Source organism: Agromyces sp. NPDC058136, assembly GCF_042884375.1.
Taxonomy (GTDB): Bacteria; Actinomycetota; Actinomycetes; order Actinomycetales; family Microbacteriaceae; genus Agromyces.
The window spans coordinates 372,767-390,107 of sequence record NZ_JBHVUA010000001.1 but is presented as its reverse complement, the minus strand read 5'-3'; the positions used below and the strand labels follow the sequence as shown (position 1 = coordinate 390,107).

The following is a 17,341-nucleotide window of genomic DNA, read 5'->3' as shown; positions in this document are numbered from 1 at the left end:
CCAAGGAGAAACAGCAATGGCTGAGATGTACTACGACCAGGACGCCGACCTCTCGATCATCCAGGGCCGCAAGGTCGCCGTCATCGGGTACGGCTCGCAGGGCCACGCCCACGCGCAGAACCTGCGCGACTCGGGCGTCGAGGTCGTCATCGGACTCAAGGACGGCTCCAAGTCGATCCAGAAGGCCGAAGAGGCCGGCTTCGAGGTCAAGAACGTCGCCGACGCGGCCGCCTGGGCCGATGTCGTCGTGATCCTCGCGCCCGACCAGTACCAGCGCCACATCTTCGCCGAGTCGGTGAAGGACAACCTCAACGAGGGCGACGTGCTCGTCTTCGGCCACGGCTTCAACATCCGCTTCGGCTACATCGAGGCGCCCGCGGGCGTCGACGTGATCCTCGTCGCGCCGAAGGCGCCCGGCCACACGGTGCGTCGCGAGTTCGTCGCCGGTCGCGGCATCCCCGACATCATCGCCGTCGAGCAGGACGCCTCGGGCACCGCCTGGGACATCGCGAAGTCGTACGCCAAGGGCATCGGCGGCACCCGCGCCGGCGTCATCAAGACGACCTTCACCGAAGAGACCGAGACCGACCTGTTCGGCGAGCAGGCCGTGCTCTGCGGCGGCACCTCGCAGCTCGTGCAGTACGGCTTCGAGACCCTCGTCGAGGCGGGCTACCAGCCCGAGATCGCCTACTTCGAGGTGCTCCACGAGCTGAAGCTCATCGTCGACCTCATGTGGGAGGGCGGCATCGCCAAGCAGCGCTGGTCGGTCTCCGACACGGCCGAGTACGGCGACTACGTCTCGGGCCCGCGCGTCATCGACCCGTCGGTCAAGGAGAACATGAAGGCGGTGCTCTCCGACATCCAGGACGGCACCTTCGCGAAGCGCTTCATCGCCGACCAGGACAACGGGCAGCAGGAGTTCCTCGAGCTGCGCGCCAAGGGCGAGCAGCACCCCATCGAGACCACCGGTCGCGACCTCCGCAAGCTCTTCGCGTGGAACTCCTCGGACGACGACGACTACGTCGACGGCGAGGTCGCCCGCTGACGCGCCCCGCTGGTTGAGGAGCGCCGGGCGAAGCCCGACGCGTCTCGAAACCTCGAACGGCCCGCACCCGATCCTCGGGGGCGGGCCGTTTCGCGTGCCGTCACTCGACGGCGTCGAGCGCGCGTCGAAGGGCGGCGTCCAGGGCCTCGGCAGCGGGCACGGCGACGTCGGGGACGACTCCGGTGCCCTCCCAGTTCGCACCGGTCACCGGGTTGACCGGCCGCGCCCACGGGATCGTGACCTCGACGCTCGGCGAGATCGGCACGAATCGGGTCGGATGCGCCCCGCCGCGGGTGGTCTCGCCCATGATCGTCGCGCGGCCGAGCGCCTGCAGGTCGTACGCGAGCTGCTCGCCGCCCGAGAAGGTCTCACCGCTCGTGAGCACGAACACGGGCCGGTCGAGGTACCGCTCGCCGTCGAGATGCGCAAGGGTCCAGTACTGGCGGACGCCGTCGGGGCCGACGACGTCCTCGAGGTGCACCGAGTCGTCGGCGAAGAGGTGACTCGCCCAGAACTGCACGCCGTTCGGCGACCCGCCGCGGCGGCGCCGCAGGTCGAGGATCAACGCGTCGGTTCGCGACACGAACTCCATCGCGGCCGACGCGGTGCGGCCCGCGAGCGAGACGTCGAGCACGAGCCGCAGCTCGATGCAGCCGATGTTGCCGTCGAGCACCTCCGCACGCGCGATGCCGAAGTTCTCGCGCCGGAAGCCGGCGATCATCGCCGCCATCACCTCCTCGGACGTGCGGGCGTCGAGCGTCTCCGTCGCACGCGGCCGCACCCGCAGGTGGCGGTCGCCGGTCTCGGCCTGGAGATCCTCGGTGAGGCGCGCGCAGAGCGTCTCCTCGTCGAGACCGTCGTACCGCCCGGCCTCCAGGTGCGAACGGATCGAGGCGGCGGCGCGCGTCGCGACCTCGGGGAGCACGTACTGCGCGGTGAGGGCGTCGAGCACGTTCTCGATGAGGTCCGTCATGGCTCTCATCATGGCGGAAGGGTGCGGGGGAGCGGCGTGCGCGAATGAGCACGGCGAATTCACCTCCAACCCCTTGTGCCGAGGTCGGTCCGAGTGGTCGCATGAGGTTCCATGAGCGAACACTCGAACCACGAACCCGTTCCCCGCTGGTGCTCGTGCGCGGTGCCCGACGACGAAGTCGGCCCCGCGGCATCCGGATTCACCCGACGAAACGTGCTGATCGGCGCAACCGCGGCGACCGCCCTCGCCGCGGCCGGCTGGTCGGGCCCGGCGATGGCCGCGCCCGGCGGCCGCAGCGACAAGTCGGTCACCGTCACGATCATGGGCACATCCGACCTGCACACGAACGTCGTCAACTGGGACTACTACAAGGACGCCGCGTACAGCGACAGCGCCGGCAACGTCGTCGGGCTCGCCCGGGTCGCGAGCGTCGTGAAGCAGATCCGCGCCGACCGCGGCGCCGACCGCACCCTGCTGTTCGATGCGGGCGACACGATCCAGGGCACTCCGCTCGGCTACTACTACGCCACCGTCGAACCCGTCACCGAGACGGGCGCGACCCACCCGATGGCGGCGCAGATGAACGCCCTCGGCTACGACGCCGTCGCGCTCGGCAATCACGAGTTCAACTACGGGCTCGAGTTCCTCGACCACTGGATTTCGCAGCTCGACGCCCCCGCGCTCGCGGCGAACGCGGTCCACGCGGGCACCAAGGTGCCGCGATTCCAGCCGTACACGATCACGACGCTGAAGGTGAAGGGCCGCCCGCCGATCAGGGTCGGCGTGCTCGGGCTCACCAACCCCGGCGTCGTCATCTGGGACAAGGCCAACGTCGAGGGACGCGTCGAAGTGCAGGGGCTCGTCGAAGCGGCCGCCCGCTGGGTGCCCGTCATGCGCTCCGAGGGCGCCGACCTCGTCGTCGTGAGCGCCCACTCGGGCGACAGCGGCACCTCCTCGTACTCGGGCGATCTCCCCGTCGAGAACGCCGCAGCGCTGATTGCCGAGCAGGTGCCCGGCATCGACGCCATCCTCTTCGGTCACGCCCACCGCGAGGTGCCCGAGCGTTTCGTCACGAACCTCGAGACCGGCAAGCAGGTCATCATGAGCGAACCGAAGAACTGGGGGCAGCGGGTCAGCGTCTTCGACCTCGGGCTCGAGTTCGAGCGAGGCCGCTGGCGGGTCGCGACGAGCAAGGCGATGACGGTCAACACGAACACCGTCGTCGACGACCCCGAGTTCGTCGCCCTGGTGCGTGCGCAGCACGACGCGGTCGTCGCCTACATGAACTCGCCCGTCGCGACCTCGAGCGCCGAGATGCTCGCGGCCGAGTCCTGCTGGAAGGACACCGCGATCCTCGACTACGTCAACGTGGTGCAGACCGCGACCGTCGCGGCAGCGGTGGCGGGCACCCCCGAGGCGTCCCTGCCGATCATCTCGATCGCGGCGCCGTTCAACCGGGCCGCGCGCTTCCCGGCGGGGTCAGTGACCATCAAGGATGTCGCGGGGCTCTACATCTACGACAACACCCTCATGGCGTCGGTGCTGACCGGCAAGCAGATCAGGGAGTACCTCGAGTTCTCGGCGGAGTACTTCAAGACGGTCTCGCCCGCGGCTCCGGTCGACCCGCCCTCGTGGACGAACGCCCCGACGCCGCGGGCCGCGTCGACCCCAGACTACAACTACGACCAGTTCTCGGGCGTCGAGTACACGATCGACATCTCGAAGCCCGTCGGACAGCGCATCTCGCCCTTGACGTACGGCGGGTCGCCGGTGGCCGACGACCAGAAGTTCGTCGTGGCCGTCAACAACTACCGGCAGTCGGGCGGCGGCGGGTTCCCGCACATCGCGACCGCGCCGGTCGTGTACAACGCGCAGGTCGCGATCCGCGAGGCGATCGTCGCCTACGCCTCGGCGCAGGGCACGATCGACCCGGCGAGCTTCCACGTCGAGAACTGGCGGCTCGTGCGCGAGGGAGTGCCGGTGTTCTGAGCCGCGTCGCGGCACGCAGCTGCGACCGACGGGACGACGACGGCCCGCACCGGATTGCTCCGGGCGGGCCGTCGTTCGTCTGCGTGCGTGCGGTCGCGCGCGGGGGCTACTCCGCGGAGGGGGTCTCCTCCGTGGCATCCTCATCGGCGGGAGCGTCGCCCTCGGCCGGCGCCTCTTCTGCGGGGGCCTCGAGGCCGGCGACGACCGCATCGACCTCGTCCTGCGAGTAGCCGCAGTACTTGACGGCCTCGCGCTGCCAGTAGCTCACCAGGCGGTCCTTGCCGGCGGCGTGCGCCTCGGCGACGGTGCCCTCGTAGATCTGGCCGTCCTTCGACTCCTTGTTTACGTCGGGCACCTCGGCGCAGACGTGGAAGACGCTGCCCGACTTCGTCCAGTAGACGAGGTCCTCACCGGTCAGCTGCGCGACGATGTTCGACTCTTCGGTGTACTGCTCGACCGACGGCGGGTTGAAGTCCGCCCCGAGTGCGACGGCGGCGCCGCCGATGACGATCGCGATGATGCCCGCGAGCGCCTTCTGCCCACCGCTCATGTCCTTGTTCGTGAACACGAGGATGATGAGCGGCAGGAAGGCGATGATCGCGATGATCGCACCCAGCTGGTTCTGCACGAAGAAACGGACCTTGTCGTCCTTCGAGGCGGGGTCGAGGCGGTTCGCCTGCTTCCACAGCAGCGAGCCGCCGATCGCGAGGGCGCCGATCACGACGATGAGCGTGATCAGGAGCCACATGATCACGGGCACCTGCCGCAGCACCCAGAAGATCGCGAACGCCTCGCCGGCGATGGCGAGGAGCCACAGCCCGCCCGCGATGAGTCGGAAGCGCAGCGCCTTCTGCTTCGCCTCGGGCGTCGCCGTCCACGTGGGCGCCGCGGGCGCATCGTCGGTCGCGGTGCCGGTCGACGCGGTGCCCGCCGCAGCGGACCCCGTCGCGCCCTCGGGCGTCTCGACCCGGACGATCTTCTTCTTGCGCTGCTCTGCCACGTTGTCCCCTCTTGGTTGTGTACCGCGATGAGCATATTGGACGGGAGGGTGCGGGGGACAGCATGCGGCGAGGCGCGAGGAGGCGGGGGATGGTGAGGAACCTTTCCACTACCATGTCGAGCATGGTCGCCTCCCCGCTCCCCGTCGAGATCGCCGTTCAGGATGCCGCGGGCACGCGCATCGCCCTCGAGGCCGGTGCCGCACGCATCGAGCTCTGCCAGGCCCTCGGCCTCGGCGGGCTGACGCCCTCGCTCGGGCTCGTCGAAGCGGCGGTCGCCGCTGCACGGGACGCCGGGGCCGCGGGCTTCGTGCACGTGCTCGTGCGGCCCCGCGGCGGCGGCTTCGTGTACGACGCCGACGAACTCGACACGGTGCTCCGGGACATCCGCGCGGTCGTCGCCGCCGGGGCCGACGGCGTCGTCGTCGGCGCCCTCACCGACGCGGGCGCCCTCGACCTCGACGCGATCGCCCGCTTCGTCGATGCGGCGGGCGACGCCGACGTCACGGTGCACCGGGCGGTGGATGCCTCGGGCGACCCCCTCGGCTCGGTCGCCGCGCTCGCCGCAGAGGGCCGGGGCGTCCGCCGCGTGCTCACCTCGGGCGGGGCACCCGACTGCCGTGCCGGGCTCGGCGTGCTCGCCGAGATGACGGCGATCGCCGCGGGGCGCCTCGAGATCATGGCCGGCGGCGGGGTGAAGATCGACGACATCGCCGCGCTGGTCGGCGCGGGCGTCGACGCCGTGCACCTCTCGGCCCGCGGGCGCGCGCTGCGCGGCGGGGCGAGCGGGCCCGGCGGTGGCGTCGACGGCTTCGACGAGACCGATGCGGTGCTCGCGGAGGCGGCCGTCGCCGCTGCCCGCGCGGTGCCCCCGGCGACCCCGCTTGGCTAGGCTGGAGGCATGCGCCCCGATCCCGATGCCGACGACGACGCCCTGCGCTGGGAGGGCGACGACGACGCGACCCTCGCCCCCGGGTGGAAGACCGTGGGGGCCGCCGTTCCGCTGAAGGGCGACGCGAAGCGCGGTATCGGCGACGGAGCCGGAGCCGCCGGAGCGGACGGCACCGAGGGCGACGCAGCCGGCAGTGCCTTGACCGGCGACGACCTCGACTCCGACGAGCCCAATGAGCCCGCCGCGCCTGCGCAGACGGGTTCGGTCGAGCTCGTCGTGCTGGGCGTGCTCGGCGGCGTCTACCTGCTCTACACGATCGGCTGGATCATCACGGCGCTCCGCACCGCGGTGCCCGGCATGAGCGTCGTGGGCGACTTCATGTACAGCCTCGGCCTGTGGCTCGCGGTGCTCGCCGCCCCCGTCTGGTTCGCACTCGCGCTGCGCGGCGCCCGCACGCCGCGGTCGCGGCTCGTCTGGCTGGTGGTCGGCGCCGTCGTTCTCGCACCCCTGCCCTTCATCTTCGGAGTCACCGCATGACCGCCGTCCCCGCGGGTGCCGAGCCCGAGGCATCCACCACCGCCTCGACCCACACCCTGCCGCTCTGGCTCGACGTGACCCTCGCCGTCGTCTTCGGGCTCTTCTACGCCTTCGACGTGTGGGAGGTCGTCGAGAGCATCGTGCAACTGCTCGGCATCGGCCTCTCGTTCACCGCAGCGGGCTGGGCCGTCATGATCGTCGCCCTCCTGGCGCCGCTCGGCTGCTTCGCGGCGGCGTTCGTGCTGGGGCGGCACCGTGGCATCCTCGCTCGCATCGCCCTGTACTTCGGCGGACTCTGCGTCTCGGCCGCCCTGTTCCTCAGCCTCACCGTGCTGCTCGGGCAGCTCGGCGGCGTCGTCGTCTGAGCGGTTCGCCCGCTCGGCGAACCCCGTTCGCCCGCTCGGCGACGTCGCGAGCCGTCACAGTACGTGATGGCGCGCAACACTCCACTAGGGTGGTCGGGGTAACGGCGCCCCCACTGGCGTAGGCGCTTCCCCTCGTGCGCCTTGTCGCGCGCGCCGCTCCGAAGGAACCGTTCGTGTCAAAGCCGGTCGTGCTGATCGCCGAAGAACTCTCGCCCGCCACCGTCGATGCCCTCGGGCCCGACTTCGAGATCCGTCAGGTCGACGGCACCGATCGACCGGCGCTGCTGTCGTCGCTCGCCGATGCCGACGCCATCCTCATCCGCTCGGCCACGCAGGTCGACGCCGAGGCGCTCGCCGCGGCTCCCAAGCTGAAGGTCGTCGCCCGCGCGGGCGTCGGTCTCGACAACGTCGACGTGAAGTCGGCGACGACGGCCGGCGTCATGGTCGTCAACGCGCCGACGTCGAACATCATCTCGGCCGCCGAGCTCACGATCGGCCACATCCTGAGCCTCGCCCGCCACATCCCCGCCGGGCACGTCTCGCTCTCGGCCGGGCAGTGGAAGCGGTCGTCGTACACCGGCACCGAGCTGTACGAGAAGACCGTCGGCATCATCGGCCTCGGCCGAATCGGCGCGCTCATCACCGCCCGCCTGCAGGCCTTCGGCATGGAGGTCATCGCCTACGACCCCTACATCACTGCGGCCCGCGCGCAGCAGCTCGGCGTGCAGACCGTGTCGCTCGACGAACTGCTCGAGCGCAGCGACTTCGTGACGATCCACATGCCGCGCACGCCCGAGACGCTCGGCATGATCGGCACCGAGCAGCTGCAGAAGATGAAGAAGACCGCCTACGTCGTGAACGTCGCCCGCGGCGGCCTCATCGACGAGGCGGCGCTCCACGACGCGCTCGTCGCCGGCGAGATCGCCGGTGCCGCCCTCGACGTCTTCGTGCAGGAGCCGCCGAAGGAGTCGCCGCTCATCGGCCTGCCGAACCTCATCGTCACCCCGCACCTCGGCGCCTCGACCGACGACGCGCAGGAGAAGGCGGGCATCTCGGTCGCGAAGTCGGTGCGCCTCGCGCTCGCCGGCGAGCTCGTGCCCGACGCGGTCAACGTCGCCGGCGGCGTCATCGACCCGTACGTGCGCCCCGGCATCCCGCTCGTCGAGAAGCTCGGCCAGCTGTTCTCGGGCCTCGCGCACGGCGAGCACGGCGGCCTCACGAGCCTCGACGTCGAGGTGCGCGGCGAACTCGTCGACTACGACGTCAGCGTGCTGAAGCTCGCGGCGCTGAAGGGCGTGTTCACGAACGTCGTCTCCGAGTCGGTGTCGTACGTCAACGCGCCGCTCCTCGCCGAGCAGCGCGGCGTGCAGGTGCGGCTCATCACCGAGGCCGACAGCCCCGAGTACCGCAACGTCATCACCCTCCGCGGTGCGCTCGCCGACGGCACCCAGGTGTCGGTGTCGGGCACGCTGACCGGCCCGAAGCAGACCGAGAAGCTCGTCGGCATCGACGGCTACGACCTCGAGGTGCCGATCGCGAAGCACCACATCGTCATGAGCTACACCGACCGCCCCGGCATCGTCGCGGTCTACGGCCAGGAGTTCGGTGAGGCCGGCATCAACATCGCCGGCATGCAGATCGCCCGTCGTGAGGCCGGCGGCACCGCGCTCAGCGTGCTCACCGTCGACTCGCCGGTGCCCGCCGAGGTGCTCGAGCGGGTGCGCACGGCCATCGACGCGCAGGTCTTCGTCGAGATCGACATCACCGAGTAACGATCGTTCCCGCTCGGATGCCCCGGGGTGACGCCGCATGCGGCGCCGCCCCGGGGCATCCGTCGTTGTGGAGCATCTCGCGCTGCCTCACCGGCCTCCGCCGTGCCTCTGACGACTCCTGCCCCGCAGAATGCCCACCCAAGTGACACGAATGGTCGTGTCGATGAGGTCAGAGCGACCACTTGTGTCACCTCGAACGGTCGGATGCCCCGGTGCGGCGCCCTTCGCTGGGTGCGCGCCGGGGTAACCGTCGTCTCAGCGGCCGTCGGCGACGAGTCGTTCGAGCAGTGCGACGAGCGCGTCCATCTGCTCGGGCGTGAAGTCGCCCGTCGTGGCGGTGTCGTCGACCGCCTCGGCCCGCAGGGCGGAGTGGTAGTAGAGGCCGTCGCCGATGAGCGTGATGGCGATGGCCAGGGCCGGATCAGCGACGTACCGGCCCAGTTCGACGAGCCAGCGTTCGCGGACCTCCTCGATGGCCTGCCCCGCCTCGCGATCGCCGCCCTGGGCGAGTCGCACGGTCGCGATGAAGCTGCGGTCGAGGGCCGTCTCGATCTCGAGCGAGGAGCGCACGAAGTATGCGATCGGCCCCTCGGGCGCCTCTTCGATGCGGGTGACGTCCTCGTCGACGAGGCGGTGCAGTCGCTCGATGAGCCCGCCGATGAGGGCGTTGCGCGAGCCGAAGTGGTAGAGCAGCCCGCCCTTCGACACTCCGGCCTCGCGGGCGGTCGCGTCGAGGGTGGCTGCGCGCTCGCCGTCGGCGATGATGAGGCGCTCGAACGCATCGAGCACCGCTTCGCGAGCGGCTGGGGGACGGGCCATGAGTCGATTCTCCCTGAACGGCGGCGATCGCGTGCCGCGTCCTTGACGTGGCGCGGTCCGCTTCTGTTACTATACCAACTAGACGGTATAGAAACTGAGTGAAACCATGACCGAGTACACGGCCACCACGACCCCGACGATCGATTCGTCGGCCACCCCCACGACCGGCACCACGAGCCGCGCCGCTGCGAAGCGCACCCGCGCCGCGGGCCCCGCTGCCGCCGGCCGCGCCCCGCGCCGCGCCTGGGTCGCGCTCGCGGTGCTCATGCTGCCCGCACTCCTCGTGTCGATCGACAACACGGTGCTGAGCTTCGCGCTGCCCGCGATCTCGAGCGACCTCGCGCCCACTGCGGCGCAGCAGCTGTGGATCATCGACGCCTACCCGCTCGTGCTCGCCGCACTCCTCGTCGCGATGGGCAGCGCGGGCGACCGCTGGGGCCGCCGTCGCATGCTCATGATCGGCTCGATCGGCTTCGCCGCCGTGTCGGTCGCGGCCGCGTTCGCGCCGACCGCCGAACTCCTCATCGCCGCGCGCGCCGCGCTCGGCTTCTTCGGGGCGATGCTCATGCCCTCGACGCTCTCGCTCCTGCGTTCGATCTTCGCCGACCGCGAGCAGCGGCGCCTCGCGATCGCGATCTGGGCCTCGGCGTTCGCCGCGGGCAGCGCCCTCGGCCCGCTCGTCGGCGGCATCCTGCTCGAGCACTTCCACTGGGGTTCGGTGTTCCTGCTCGCGGTGCCGGTGCTCGTGCCGATGCTGATCCTCGTGCCGCTCCTCATCACCGAGAGCCGCGACCCGAAGCCGGGTCGCATCGACCCTTGGAGCATCCTGCTCTCGCTCGCGACGATGGCGCCGATCGTGTTCGGCATCAAGCACATCGCCACCGAGGGCCTCGACGTGGCCGGGCCGCTCTTCATCCTCGTCGGCCTCGCGGCGGGCTACCTGTTCGTGCGCCGCCAGCTCGCGAGCGAGGCACCGATGCTCGACGTGCGCCTGTTCCTGGTCGGCCCGTTCGGCGGCGCCGTGCTCGTGAACCTGCTGAGCGTCGTCTCCCTCGTGGGCTTCCTCTTCTTCGTATCGCAGCACCTGCAGATCATCGCGGGCCTCTCACCGGTCCAGGCCGGGCTCGCCCTCCTGCCCGGGCTCGTCGCGATGATCGTCGCCGGGCTCGTCGTCGTGCCGATCTCCCGGCGCTTGGCCCCGCGGGTCCTCGTGCCGTCGGCGCTGACGCTCTCGGCCGGCGGCTACCTCGTCGTCGCCTTCGGCGCCTCGGAGGGATCGCTCGGCGCGGTCGTCCTCGCGTTCACGATGCTCGGCATCGGCATCGGCATGGCCGAGACGGTGTCGAACGAGCTCATCCTCTCGAGCGCGCCGCCGTCGAAGGCGGGCGCGGCCTCCGCGGTCTCCGAGACGGCGTACGAGCTCGGTGCGGTGCTCGGCACCGCGGGCCTCGGCAGCATCATCGCCGCGCACTACGCGAGCGCCATCGAACTGCCCGCCTCGCTCACCGCGGCACAGATGGATGCCTCGCGCGAGACCCTCGCGGGCGCCGCCGCCGTGGCATCCGAACTGCCCGCGGCCCAGGCCGAGGAGCTCATGCACGCCGCGGCGGTCGCGTTCGACGGTGGAGTGCTGGTGACCTCCCTCATCGGCGTCGGCCTGATGGTCGCCGCCGCGACGATCGCGGCCCTCACCCTGCGCAACCCCTCGCACCACGACTGATCGCCCGCCCGTGCCCCTGTCGCCCCTGTCACGAATCGGGGCGCGGCCGGCGACCGCAGTACGCTGGAGGGGTTGTCGACGAAGGAGTGTTCATGGGTCAGACGGTCAAGCTCGCGGTGATTCCCGGTGACGGGATCGGTCCCGAGGTCGTCGGCGAGGCGCTGAAGGTGCTCGGCGCGGCCACGGCCGGCGGCGACACCGTGTTCGAGCAGACCCCGTTCTCGCTGGGTGCCGCGCGCTACCTCGAGACGGGCGACGTGCTGACCGACGCCGACCTCGACGCGATCAAGTCGCACGACGCGATCCTGCTCGGCGCCGTCGGGGGAGTGCCCGGCGACCCGCGCCTCGCGGGCGCGAACATCGAGCGCGGGCTGCTGCTGAAGCTGCGCTTCGAGCTCGACCACTACGTGAACCTGCGCCCGTCGGTGCTGTACCCGGGCGTCGTGAGCCCGCTCGCGAACCCCGGCGAGGTCGACTTCGTCGTCGTGCGCGAGGGCACCGAGGGGCCGTACGTCGGCAACGGCGGCGCGATCCGCACAGGCACCCCGCACGAGGTCGCCAACGAGGTGTCGGTGAACACCGGGTACGGCGTCGAGCGGGTCGTGCGCTATGCGTTCGCCGCGGCGAACGCCCGCCCCCGCAAGAAGCTGACCCTCGTGCACAAGACCAACGTGCTCGTGTTCGCCGGCTCGTTGTGGAAGCGCACGGTCGACGCCGTGGCATCCGAGTACCCCGACGTGACCGTCGACTACCTGCACGTCGACGCGGCGACGATCTTCCTCGTCACCGACCCTGCTAGATTCGATGTCATCGTCACAGACAACCTCTTCGGCGACATCCTCACCGACCTGGCCGGCGCGATCAGCGGCGGCATCGGCCTCGCAGCCTCGGGCAACATCAACCCCGACGGCGCATTCCCGAGCATGTTCGAGCCGGTGCACGGTTCGGCTCCCGACATCGCAGGGAAGGGCATCGCCGACCCCACCGCGGCGATCCTCTCGGTCGCGCTCCTGCTCCGCCACCTCGGCGAGGCGGCCGCCGCCGAACGGGTCGAGCGGGCGGTCGCCGCCGACATCGCCGAACGCGGCGGCGCTTCGCGCACGACCTCCGAGGTCGGCGACGCGATCGTCGCCCGAATCGGCGCACACGACTGATCACGCCACTCGCACGAAAGGCACGTCTCATGACGATCAACCTCCCGCTCCAGGCCCCGTCCGCCGCCGGCCTCATCTGGCAGACCGTCCGCAATGACGCGGCGAAGTCGCCCGAAGAACGCGACGCGATCCTCGCCGACCCCGGCTTCGGCAACCACTTCACCGACCACATGGTCGACGTGTGCTGGTCGGAGAAGGGCGGCTGGCACCGCCCCCGCGTCACGCCCTACGGCCCGATCGCGCTCGACCCGGCCGCCGCGGTGCTGCACTACGCGCAGGAGATCTTCGAGGGCATGAAGGCGTACCGTCACGCCGACGGCTCGATCTGGACCTTCCGCCCCGACCAGAACGCGGCCCGCATGCAGCGCTCGGCGAAGCGTCTCGCGCTGCCCGAACTGCCGAGCAACATCTTCATCGAGTCGCTGAAGAAGCTCATCGAGGTCGACGCCGAGTGGGTGCCGAGCGCCCCCGAGACGAGCCTCTACATCCGCCCGTTCATGTTCGCCAAGGAGGCGTTCCTCGGCGTGCGGCCCGCGAAGAAGGTCGCCTTCTACGTCATCGCGAGCCCCGCCGGCGCCTACTTCCACGGCGGCGTGCAGCCCGTGTCGATCTGGCTGTCGACGAACTACGCACGCGCGGGCAAGGGCGGCACGGGCGCGGCGAAGACCGGCGGCAACTACGCGTCGAGCCTGCTGCCCCAGGCCGAGGCGGCCGAGCACGGCTGCCAGCAGGTCCTGTTCCTCGACGAGGGCAAGTACCTCGAGGAGCTCGGCGGCATGAACGTGATCCTCGTCTACAAGGACGGCACGCTCGTCACCCCCGAGTCGGACTCGATCCTCGAGGGCATCACCCGTGACTCGGTGCTGCAGCTCGCGAAGGACCGCGGCCACACGGTCGAGAGCCGCAGGGTGACGATCGACGAGTGGCGCGAGGGCGCGGCATCCGGCGAGATCGTGGGCGCCTTCGCCTGCGGCACCGCCGCCGTGGTGACGCCCATCGGGCGCCTCCTCGCCGAGGACTTCGAGATCGTGCACGAGGGCGACGCGGCCGCCGAGCTCGCGCTCTCGCTCCGCGAGGAGCTCACGGGCATCCAGTACGGGCGCGTCGAAGACCGCCACGGCTGGATGCTCCGCCTCGACGCGTGAGCGACGTACTCCACGACGACGCGGCGGCCGGATCGACCTCGATCCGGCCGTTCGCCGTCGCCGACACCGAGGCCGTCGTCGCGCTCTGGCGCGCCGCGGGCCTCGTGAAGCCGTGGAACGACCCGTACCTCGACATCTCGCGGAAGCTGGCGGTGCAGCCCGAGCTGTTCCTCGTCGCGGTCGCGAGTGACGCGACCCTCGTCGGCACGGCGATGATCGGCTACGAGGGGCACCGCGGCTGGGTGAACTACCTCGCGGTCGCCGACCCGGCGCGCGGCACCGGGCTCGGGCGTCGGCTCATGGCCGAGGCAGAGCGCCTGCTCGTCGAGCGCGGGTGCCCCAAGCTCAACCTGCAGGTGCGCACCTCGAACACCGAGGTGATCGCGTTCTACGAGCGGCTCGGCTACGCGGTCGACGACGCGGTGAGTCTCGGCAAGCGGCTGATCCCCGACGCGCCGGGCGCCTGACGCGCTCACGCGCCCCGCACGGGCGGCGCCGATAGGCTTGATCGCATGAAGATCGCGCGGTTCGCACACGGTGAGACCATCTCGTTCGGCATCATCGACGAGGAGGAGCACGAGCTCGTCGTGCTGAAGGCCGACCCCATGTTCGCGGGCTACGAGCCGACCGGCGAGCGGGTGCCGCTCGCCGAGGCGAAGCTGCTGGCCCCGGTGATCCCGCGATCGAAGGTCATCGCGGTCGGCAAGAACTACCACGACCACGCCGCCGAGATGGGCGGCGCCGCTCCGACCGAGCCGCTGCTGTTCCTGAAGCCGAACACGAGCGTGATCGGCCCCGGCGACCCGATCGTGCTGCCCCCGCAGAGCGAGCGCGTCGAGCACGAGGGCGAGCTCGCGGTCGTGATCGGCAGCATCGCGAAGAACGTGCGCGAAGAGGACGCCGACCAGGTGATCTTCGGCTACACGATCGCGAACGACGTGACGGCCCGCGACCTGCAGCAGCGCGACGGCCAGTGGACCCGTGCGAAGGGCTTCGACTCGTTCTGCCCGCTCGGCCCGGTCATCTCGACCGAGGTCGACCTCGAGCGCGGCACGATCGAGACGAGCGTGAACGGCGTCCGCAAGCAGGAGGGGCGCCTCGCCGACCTCGTGCACTCGGTGCCGGCGATCATCGCGCACGCGTCGAGCGTGTTCACGCTGCTGCCTGGCGACGTCATCCTCACGGGCACCCCGGCGGGCGTCGGCCCGATCGTCGACGGCGACACCGTCGAGGTCACCGTCTCGGGTCTCGGCACGCTCTCGAACCCGGTTCGCGCGGCGAAGTAGGTCGGTCGCATGGGCGAGCTGGGCGAGGCGAGCGGCATGGAGGTCACCGGCGGCGCCGGCGACCCGCTGACGATCGACCCGGCCCCGGGCGACGGCCGCCACGACCTGCGCGATCGCGCCGATCTGGCCGCGCTCATCGAGGAGTTCTACATGCGGGCGTTCGCCGACCCGCTGATCGGCCCGATCTTCACCGGGGTCGCTCGCATGGACCTCGCCCACCACCTGCCGATCATGTGCGACTTCTGGGAGTCGGTGCTGTTCGACGCGGGCACGTACCGCCGCAACGCGCTCGCGTTGCACGTCGCGCTCGATGCGAAGCATCCCCTGACGGAGGCCCATTTCGATCGCTGGCTGGTGCTGTGGCGGCACACGATCGACGACGGGTACACCGGTGAGGTGGCCGAGCGGGCGAAGGTGCAGGGTGAGCGCATTGCGGCGTCGATCCGGCGACGGCTGGCGGGCGGCTCCGGATCGTCGTTCGAGACGATCACGACGCGCGAGCGGCTCGAGGCCGAGGGCGCGATCGACCCGATCAGCCCCGAGGGCTGAGCGGCGCGGCAGCCGCGCCCGCGGTGACCGCGTCCGCGGCGCGCACGACGTCCTCCTCGGTGTTCCAGAGGTGGAACGCGACGCGCGCCCGGCCCGCCCGACCCGAGGCGACGATTCCGGCGGCGGTGAGTGCGCCGAGGTCGCAGCCGGTGCGGTCGGGCCACGTGACGATGGCCGAGTCGGAGGGCTCGAGCCCGAGCCGCGCGCGGAACGCATTCGCGAGGTCGAGGTCGTGGCGACGCACCGCCTCCATGTCGAGCGAGGCGGCGAACCCGAGGGCGGCGTCGGCGCCGACCCAGGCGTGCCAGGCGGGGGAGACCTCGAAGCGGCGGGCGCCCGCCGCGAGGTGCAGCTCGGGCCCGTAGCAGGAGGCCCACGGGTCGTCGCCCGAGTACCACCCGGCGGTGTGCGGCGTGAGCTCGGCGATCGCCCGGTCGGAGAAGGCGGTGAAGGCCGCGCCGCGCGGGGCGCCGATCCACTTGTAGGGGTGGCAGACGACGAGGTCGCCGGTGACGCGGTCGGTGGGCATCCACCCCGTCGCCTGGGTGGTGTCGACGAGGGTGAGTGCACCGGCGTCGCGCGCTGCGGCGGTGACGGATGCCTCGTCGGCGACCTCGCCCGTCGCCGACTGCACGAGCGAGTAGGAGACGAGCCAGGTCGACGGGGTGATCTCGTCGGCGAGTGCGTCGAGCGGCACGTGCCGCACGCGGAGGTCGCCGCGCGCGAGGAACGGCGCCACGACCGAGGAGAAGTCGCCGTCGACGCAGAGCACCTCGGCGCCGGCCGGAGCCGAGGCCGCGGCGAGCCCGGTGAACACCGAGACCTGGGATCCGGTGGCGATCCGGTCGGGCGTCGTGCCGAGGAGGGTCGCCGCGTGACCGCGGGCGCCTTCGACGGCGGCGGAGTAGTCGGCGGCGGTCGCGGTGCCCGAGGCCCAGCGCTCGAGGTCGCGGGCGACGGCGTCGCGGGTGACGTCGGCGGGCAGGCCGAGGGTGCAGGCGGCGAGGTAGCCGGCGCCGGCGGCGTAGCGGTCGCGGAGGTGGTGCATGCTTCCAGCGTGCTCCGCGTCGATTCATTCGACAAGAGCAGGTGATCTATGACATGCATAACGAGTGCTTATGATGAGGTCATGTCGGATGCCTCGATCGAAGCCCTCGCGGCCGCCCTCGACCTGCAGACCGTGCGCGTCGTGCGGCGCATCGCCGAGCACGGCTCGCTCACCGCGGCCGCGGAATCGCTCGGCTACAGCCAGCCCGCGGTGAGCCAGCAGCTGCGCCGCTTCGAGGAGCGCACGGGCATCGCCCTCGTCGAACGCGTCGGCCGCGGCATCCGCCTCACCGAATCGGGGCGCGTGCTCGCCCGCCATGCGAACGCCGTCGCGACCGCCCTCGAGGCGGCCGCCGGCGAACTCGCCGAACTCCGGGGGCTGCGGGCGGGGCGCGTGCGCCTCGTCGCGTTCCCGTCGGCCTCGGCGACGCTCGTGCCGCGGCTCATCGCCGCGCTCGCGGCGGAGCATCCGGGCGTCACCGTCACCTACGTCGAGGCCGAACCCCCCGAGGCGGTTGCCGCGGTGCGCGCCGACCGGGCCGACGTCGCCATCACCTTCAGCTACCCGGGCGACCGCGACGACCCGCACCGGGCGAGCGCCCGGGGCCTCGACGTGCGCGCCTACGGCGAGGAGCCGATGCGGCTCGTGCTGCCGGCCGGGCATCCGGCCGCGGCATCCGACCGCATCGAGCTCGGCGCCCTCGGCGACGAGCCGTGGATCGCGGGCTGCCCGCGCTGCCGCGGCCACCTCCTCGAACTGGCGGATGCCGCGGGGTTCACGCCGCGCATCGCCTTCGAGACCGACAACTTCGTGGCCGTCGAGGGAATGGTCGCGCAGGGACTCGGTGTGGCGCTGCTGCCTGCGCTCGCCCTCGCGGCGTCGCCGAGGCATCCCGACGTGGTCACGCGACCCACCGCGCGCGCCGATGTGCGCTCGCTGCACCTCGTGACCGCGAAGGGCGCCGAGCGGGTGCCCGCCGTCGCGGCCACCCTCGCCGCGCTGGCAGGCCTCGGCGGCGGCCCCGCCGGGCGCGTCGCTCGATAGCATTG

At 71.4% G+C, this 17,341-nt stretch carries 17 protein-coding genes; 13 read left to right on the top strand and 4 right to left on the bottom strand.

Features of this window, described 5'->3' with window-relative positions:
- Positions 1–16: 16 nt before the first annotated feature.
- Entirely contained in the window at positions 17–1,045 is a 1,029-nt protein-coding gene (ilvC, locus tag ACFVTX_RS01790) for a ketol-acid reductoisomerase (RefSeq protein ID WP_386897519.1), read from the top strand.
- A 100-nt stretch (positions 1,046–1,145) separates the two neighbouring features.
- Here the strand turns inward: ilvC and ACFVTX_RS01785 are convergent, their stop codons facing one another.
- A complete protein-coding gene (locus tag ACFVTX_RS01785) occupies positions 1,146–2,018 on the bottom strand; it encodes a S41 family peptidase (RefSeq protein ID WP_386897517.1) in 873 nt (290 codons plus the stop codon).
- A gap of 111 nt (positions 2,019–2,129) precedes the next feature.
- Here ACFVTX_RS01785 and ACFVTX_RS01780 point away from each other — a divergent pair, with 111 nt between their 5' ends.
- A complete protein-coding gene (locus tag ACFVTX_RS01780; RefSeq protein WP_386897516.1) occupies positions 2,130–4,007 on the top strand; it encodes a bifunctional metallophosphatase/5'-nucleotidase in 1,878 nt (625 codons plus the stop codon).
- A gap of 106 nt (positions 4,008–4,113) precedes the next feature.
- Here the strand turns inward: ACFVTX_RS01780 and ACFVTX_RS01775 are convergent, their stop codons facing one another.
- Positions 4,114–5,007 (bottom strand): hypothetical protein, encoded by an 894-nt coding sequence (locus ACFVTX_RS01775; protein WP_386897515.1) that lies wholly within the window; start codon positions 5,005–5,007, stop codon positions 4,114–4,116.
- A 122-nt stretch (positions 5,008–5,129) separates the two neighbouring features.
- Here ACFVTX_RS01775 and ACFVTX_RS01770 point away from each other — a divergent pair, with 122 nt between their 5' ends.
- The 4 genes from ACFVTX_RS01770 to serA all read left to right on the top strand — a co-directional run bounded on the left by ACFVTX_RS01770 (position 5,130) and on the right by serA (position 8,571).
- Positions 5,130–5,897, top strand: coding sequence for a copper homeostasis protein CutC (locus ACFVTX_RS01770; protein WP_386897513.1), 768 nt, complete (start codon positions 5,130–5,132; stop codon positions 5,895–5,897).
- A 9-nt stretch (positions 5,898–5,906) separates the two neighbouring features.
- Entirely contained in the window at positions 5,907–6,434 is a 528-nt protein-coding gene (locus ACFVTX_RS01765) for a hypothetical protein (protein ID WP_386897511.1), read from the top strand.
- Positions 6,431–6,799, top strand: a complete 369-nt coding sequence (locus tag ACFVTX_RS01760; protein ID WP_386897509.1) for a hypothetical protein — start codon at positions 6,431–6,433, stop codon at positions 6,797–6,799. The genes ACFVTX_RS01765 and ACFVTX_RS01760 overlap by 4 nt, the downstream gene beginning before the upstream one ends.
- 173 nt (positions 6,800–6,972) lie before the next feature.
- Complete coding sequence (gene serA / locus ACFVTX_RS01755; protein WP_386897507.1) at positions 6,973–8,571, top strand: phosphoglycerate dehydrogenase; 1,599 nt, start codon at positions 6,973–6,975, stop codon at positions 8,569–8,571.
- 255 nt (positions 8,572–8,826) lie between these two features.
- Here the strand turns inward: serA and ACFVTX_RS01750 are convergent, their stop codons facing one another.
- Complete coding sequence (locus ACFVTX_RS01750; RefSeq protein WP_386897506.1) at positions 8,827–9,390, bottom strand: TetR/AcrR family transcriptional regulator; 564 nt, start codon at positions 9,388–9,390, stop codon at positions 8,827–8,829.
- A gap of 106 nt (positions 9,391–9,496) precedes the next feature.
- Between ACFVTX_RS01750 and ACFVTX_RS01745 the strand changes: the two genes are divergently transcribed.
- The 6 genes from ACFVTX_RS01745 to ACFVTX_RS01720 all read left to right on the top strand — a co-directional run bounded on the left by ACFVTX_RS01745 (position 9,497) and on the right by ACFVTX_RS01720 (position 15,244).
- On the top strand, positions 9,497–11,110 hold the full coding sequence (locus ACFVTX_RS01745; RefSeq protein WP_386897505.1) for an MFS transporter: 1,614 nt from the start codon (positions 9,497–9,499) through the stop codon (positions 11,108–11,110).
- 92 nt (positions 11,111–11,202) lie between these two features.
- Positions 11,203–12,264 (top strand): 3-isopropylmalate dehydrogenase, encoded by a 1,062-nt coding sequence (locus ACFVTX_RS01740; RefSeq protein WP_386897503.1) that lies wholly within the window; start codon positions 11,203–11,205, stop codon positions 12,262–12,264.
- Positions 12,265–12,293: 29 nt separating this feature from the next.
- Positions 12,294–13,409, top strand: a complete 1,116-nt coding sequence (locus tag ACFVTX_RS01735; protein WP_386897502.1) for a branched-chain amino acid aminotransferase — start codon at positions 12,294–12,296, stop codon at positions 13,407–13,409.
- Positions 13,406–13,876, top strand: a complete 471-nt coding sequence (locus ACFVTX_RS01730; RefSeq protein WP_386897500.1) for a GNAT family acetyltransferase — start codon at positions 13,406–13,408, stop codon at positions 13,874–13,876. The genes ACFVTX_RS01735 and ACFVTX_RS01730 overlap by 4 nt, the downstream gene beginning before the upstream one ends.
- A 45-nt stretch (positions 13,877–13,921) precedes the next feature.
- Positions 13,922–14,695 (top strand): fumarylacetoacetate hydrolase family protein, encoded by a 774-nt coding sequence (locus tag ACFVTX_RS01725; RefSeq protein WP_386897498.1) that lies wholly within the window; start codon positions 13,922–13,924, stop codon positions 14,693–14,695.
- Positions 14,696–14,704: 9 nt separating this feature from the next.
- On the top strand, positions 14,705–15,244 hold the full coding sequence (locus ACFVTX_RS01720; RefSeq protein WP_386897496.1) for a group III truncated hemoglobin: 540 nt from the start codon (positions 14,705–14,707) through the stop codon (positions 15,242–15,244).
- On the opposite strand, the gene ACFVTX_RS01715 is transcribed toward ACFVTX_RS01720, so the two are convergent.
- The gene (locus ACFVTX_RS01715) at positions 15,228–16,292 is read right to left on the bottom strand and encodes an aminotransferase class V-fold PLP-dependent enzyme (protein WP_386897494.1); all 1,065 of its coding nucleotides are present in this window, start codon (positions 16,290–16,292) and stop codon (positions 15,228–15,230) included. The two genes, ACFVTX_RS01720 and ACFVTX_RS01715, sit on opposite strands and share 17 nt — an antisense overlap.
- 81 nt (positions 16,293–16,373) lie before the next feature.
- On the opposite strand from ACFVTX_RS01715, the gene ACFVTX_RS01710 reads away from it, so the two are divergent.
- A complete protein-coding gene (locus ACFVTX_RS01710; RefSeq protein ID WP_386897493.1) occupies positions 16,374–17,336 on the top strand; it encodes a LysR family transcriptional regulator in 963 nt (320 codons plus the stop codon).
- Positions 17,337–17,341 lie beyond the last annotated feature (5 nt).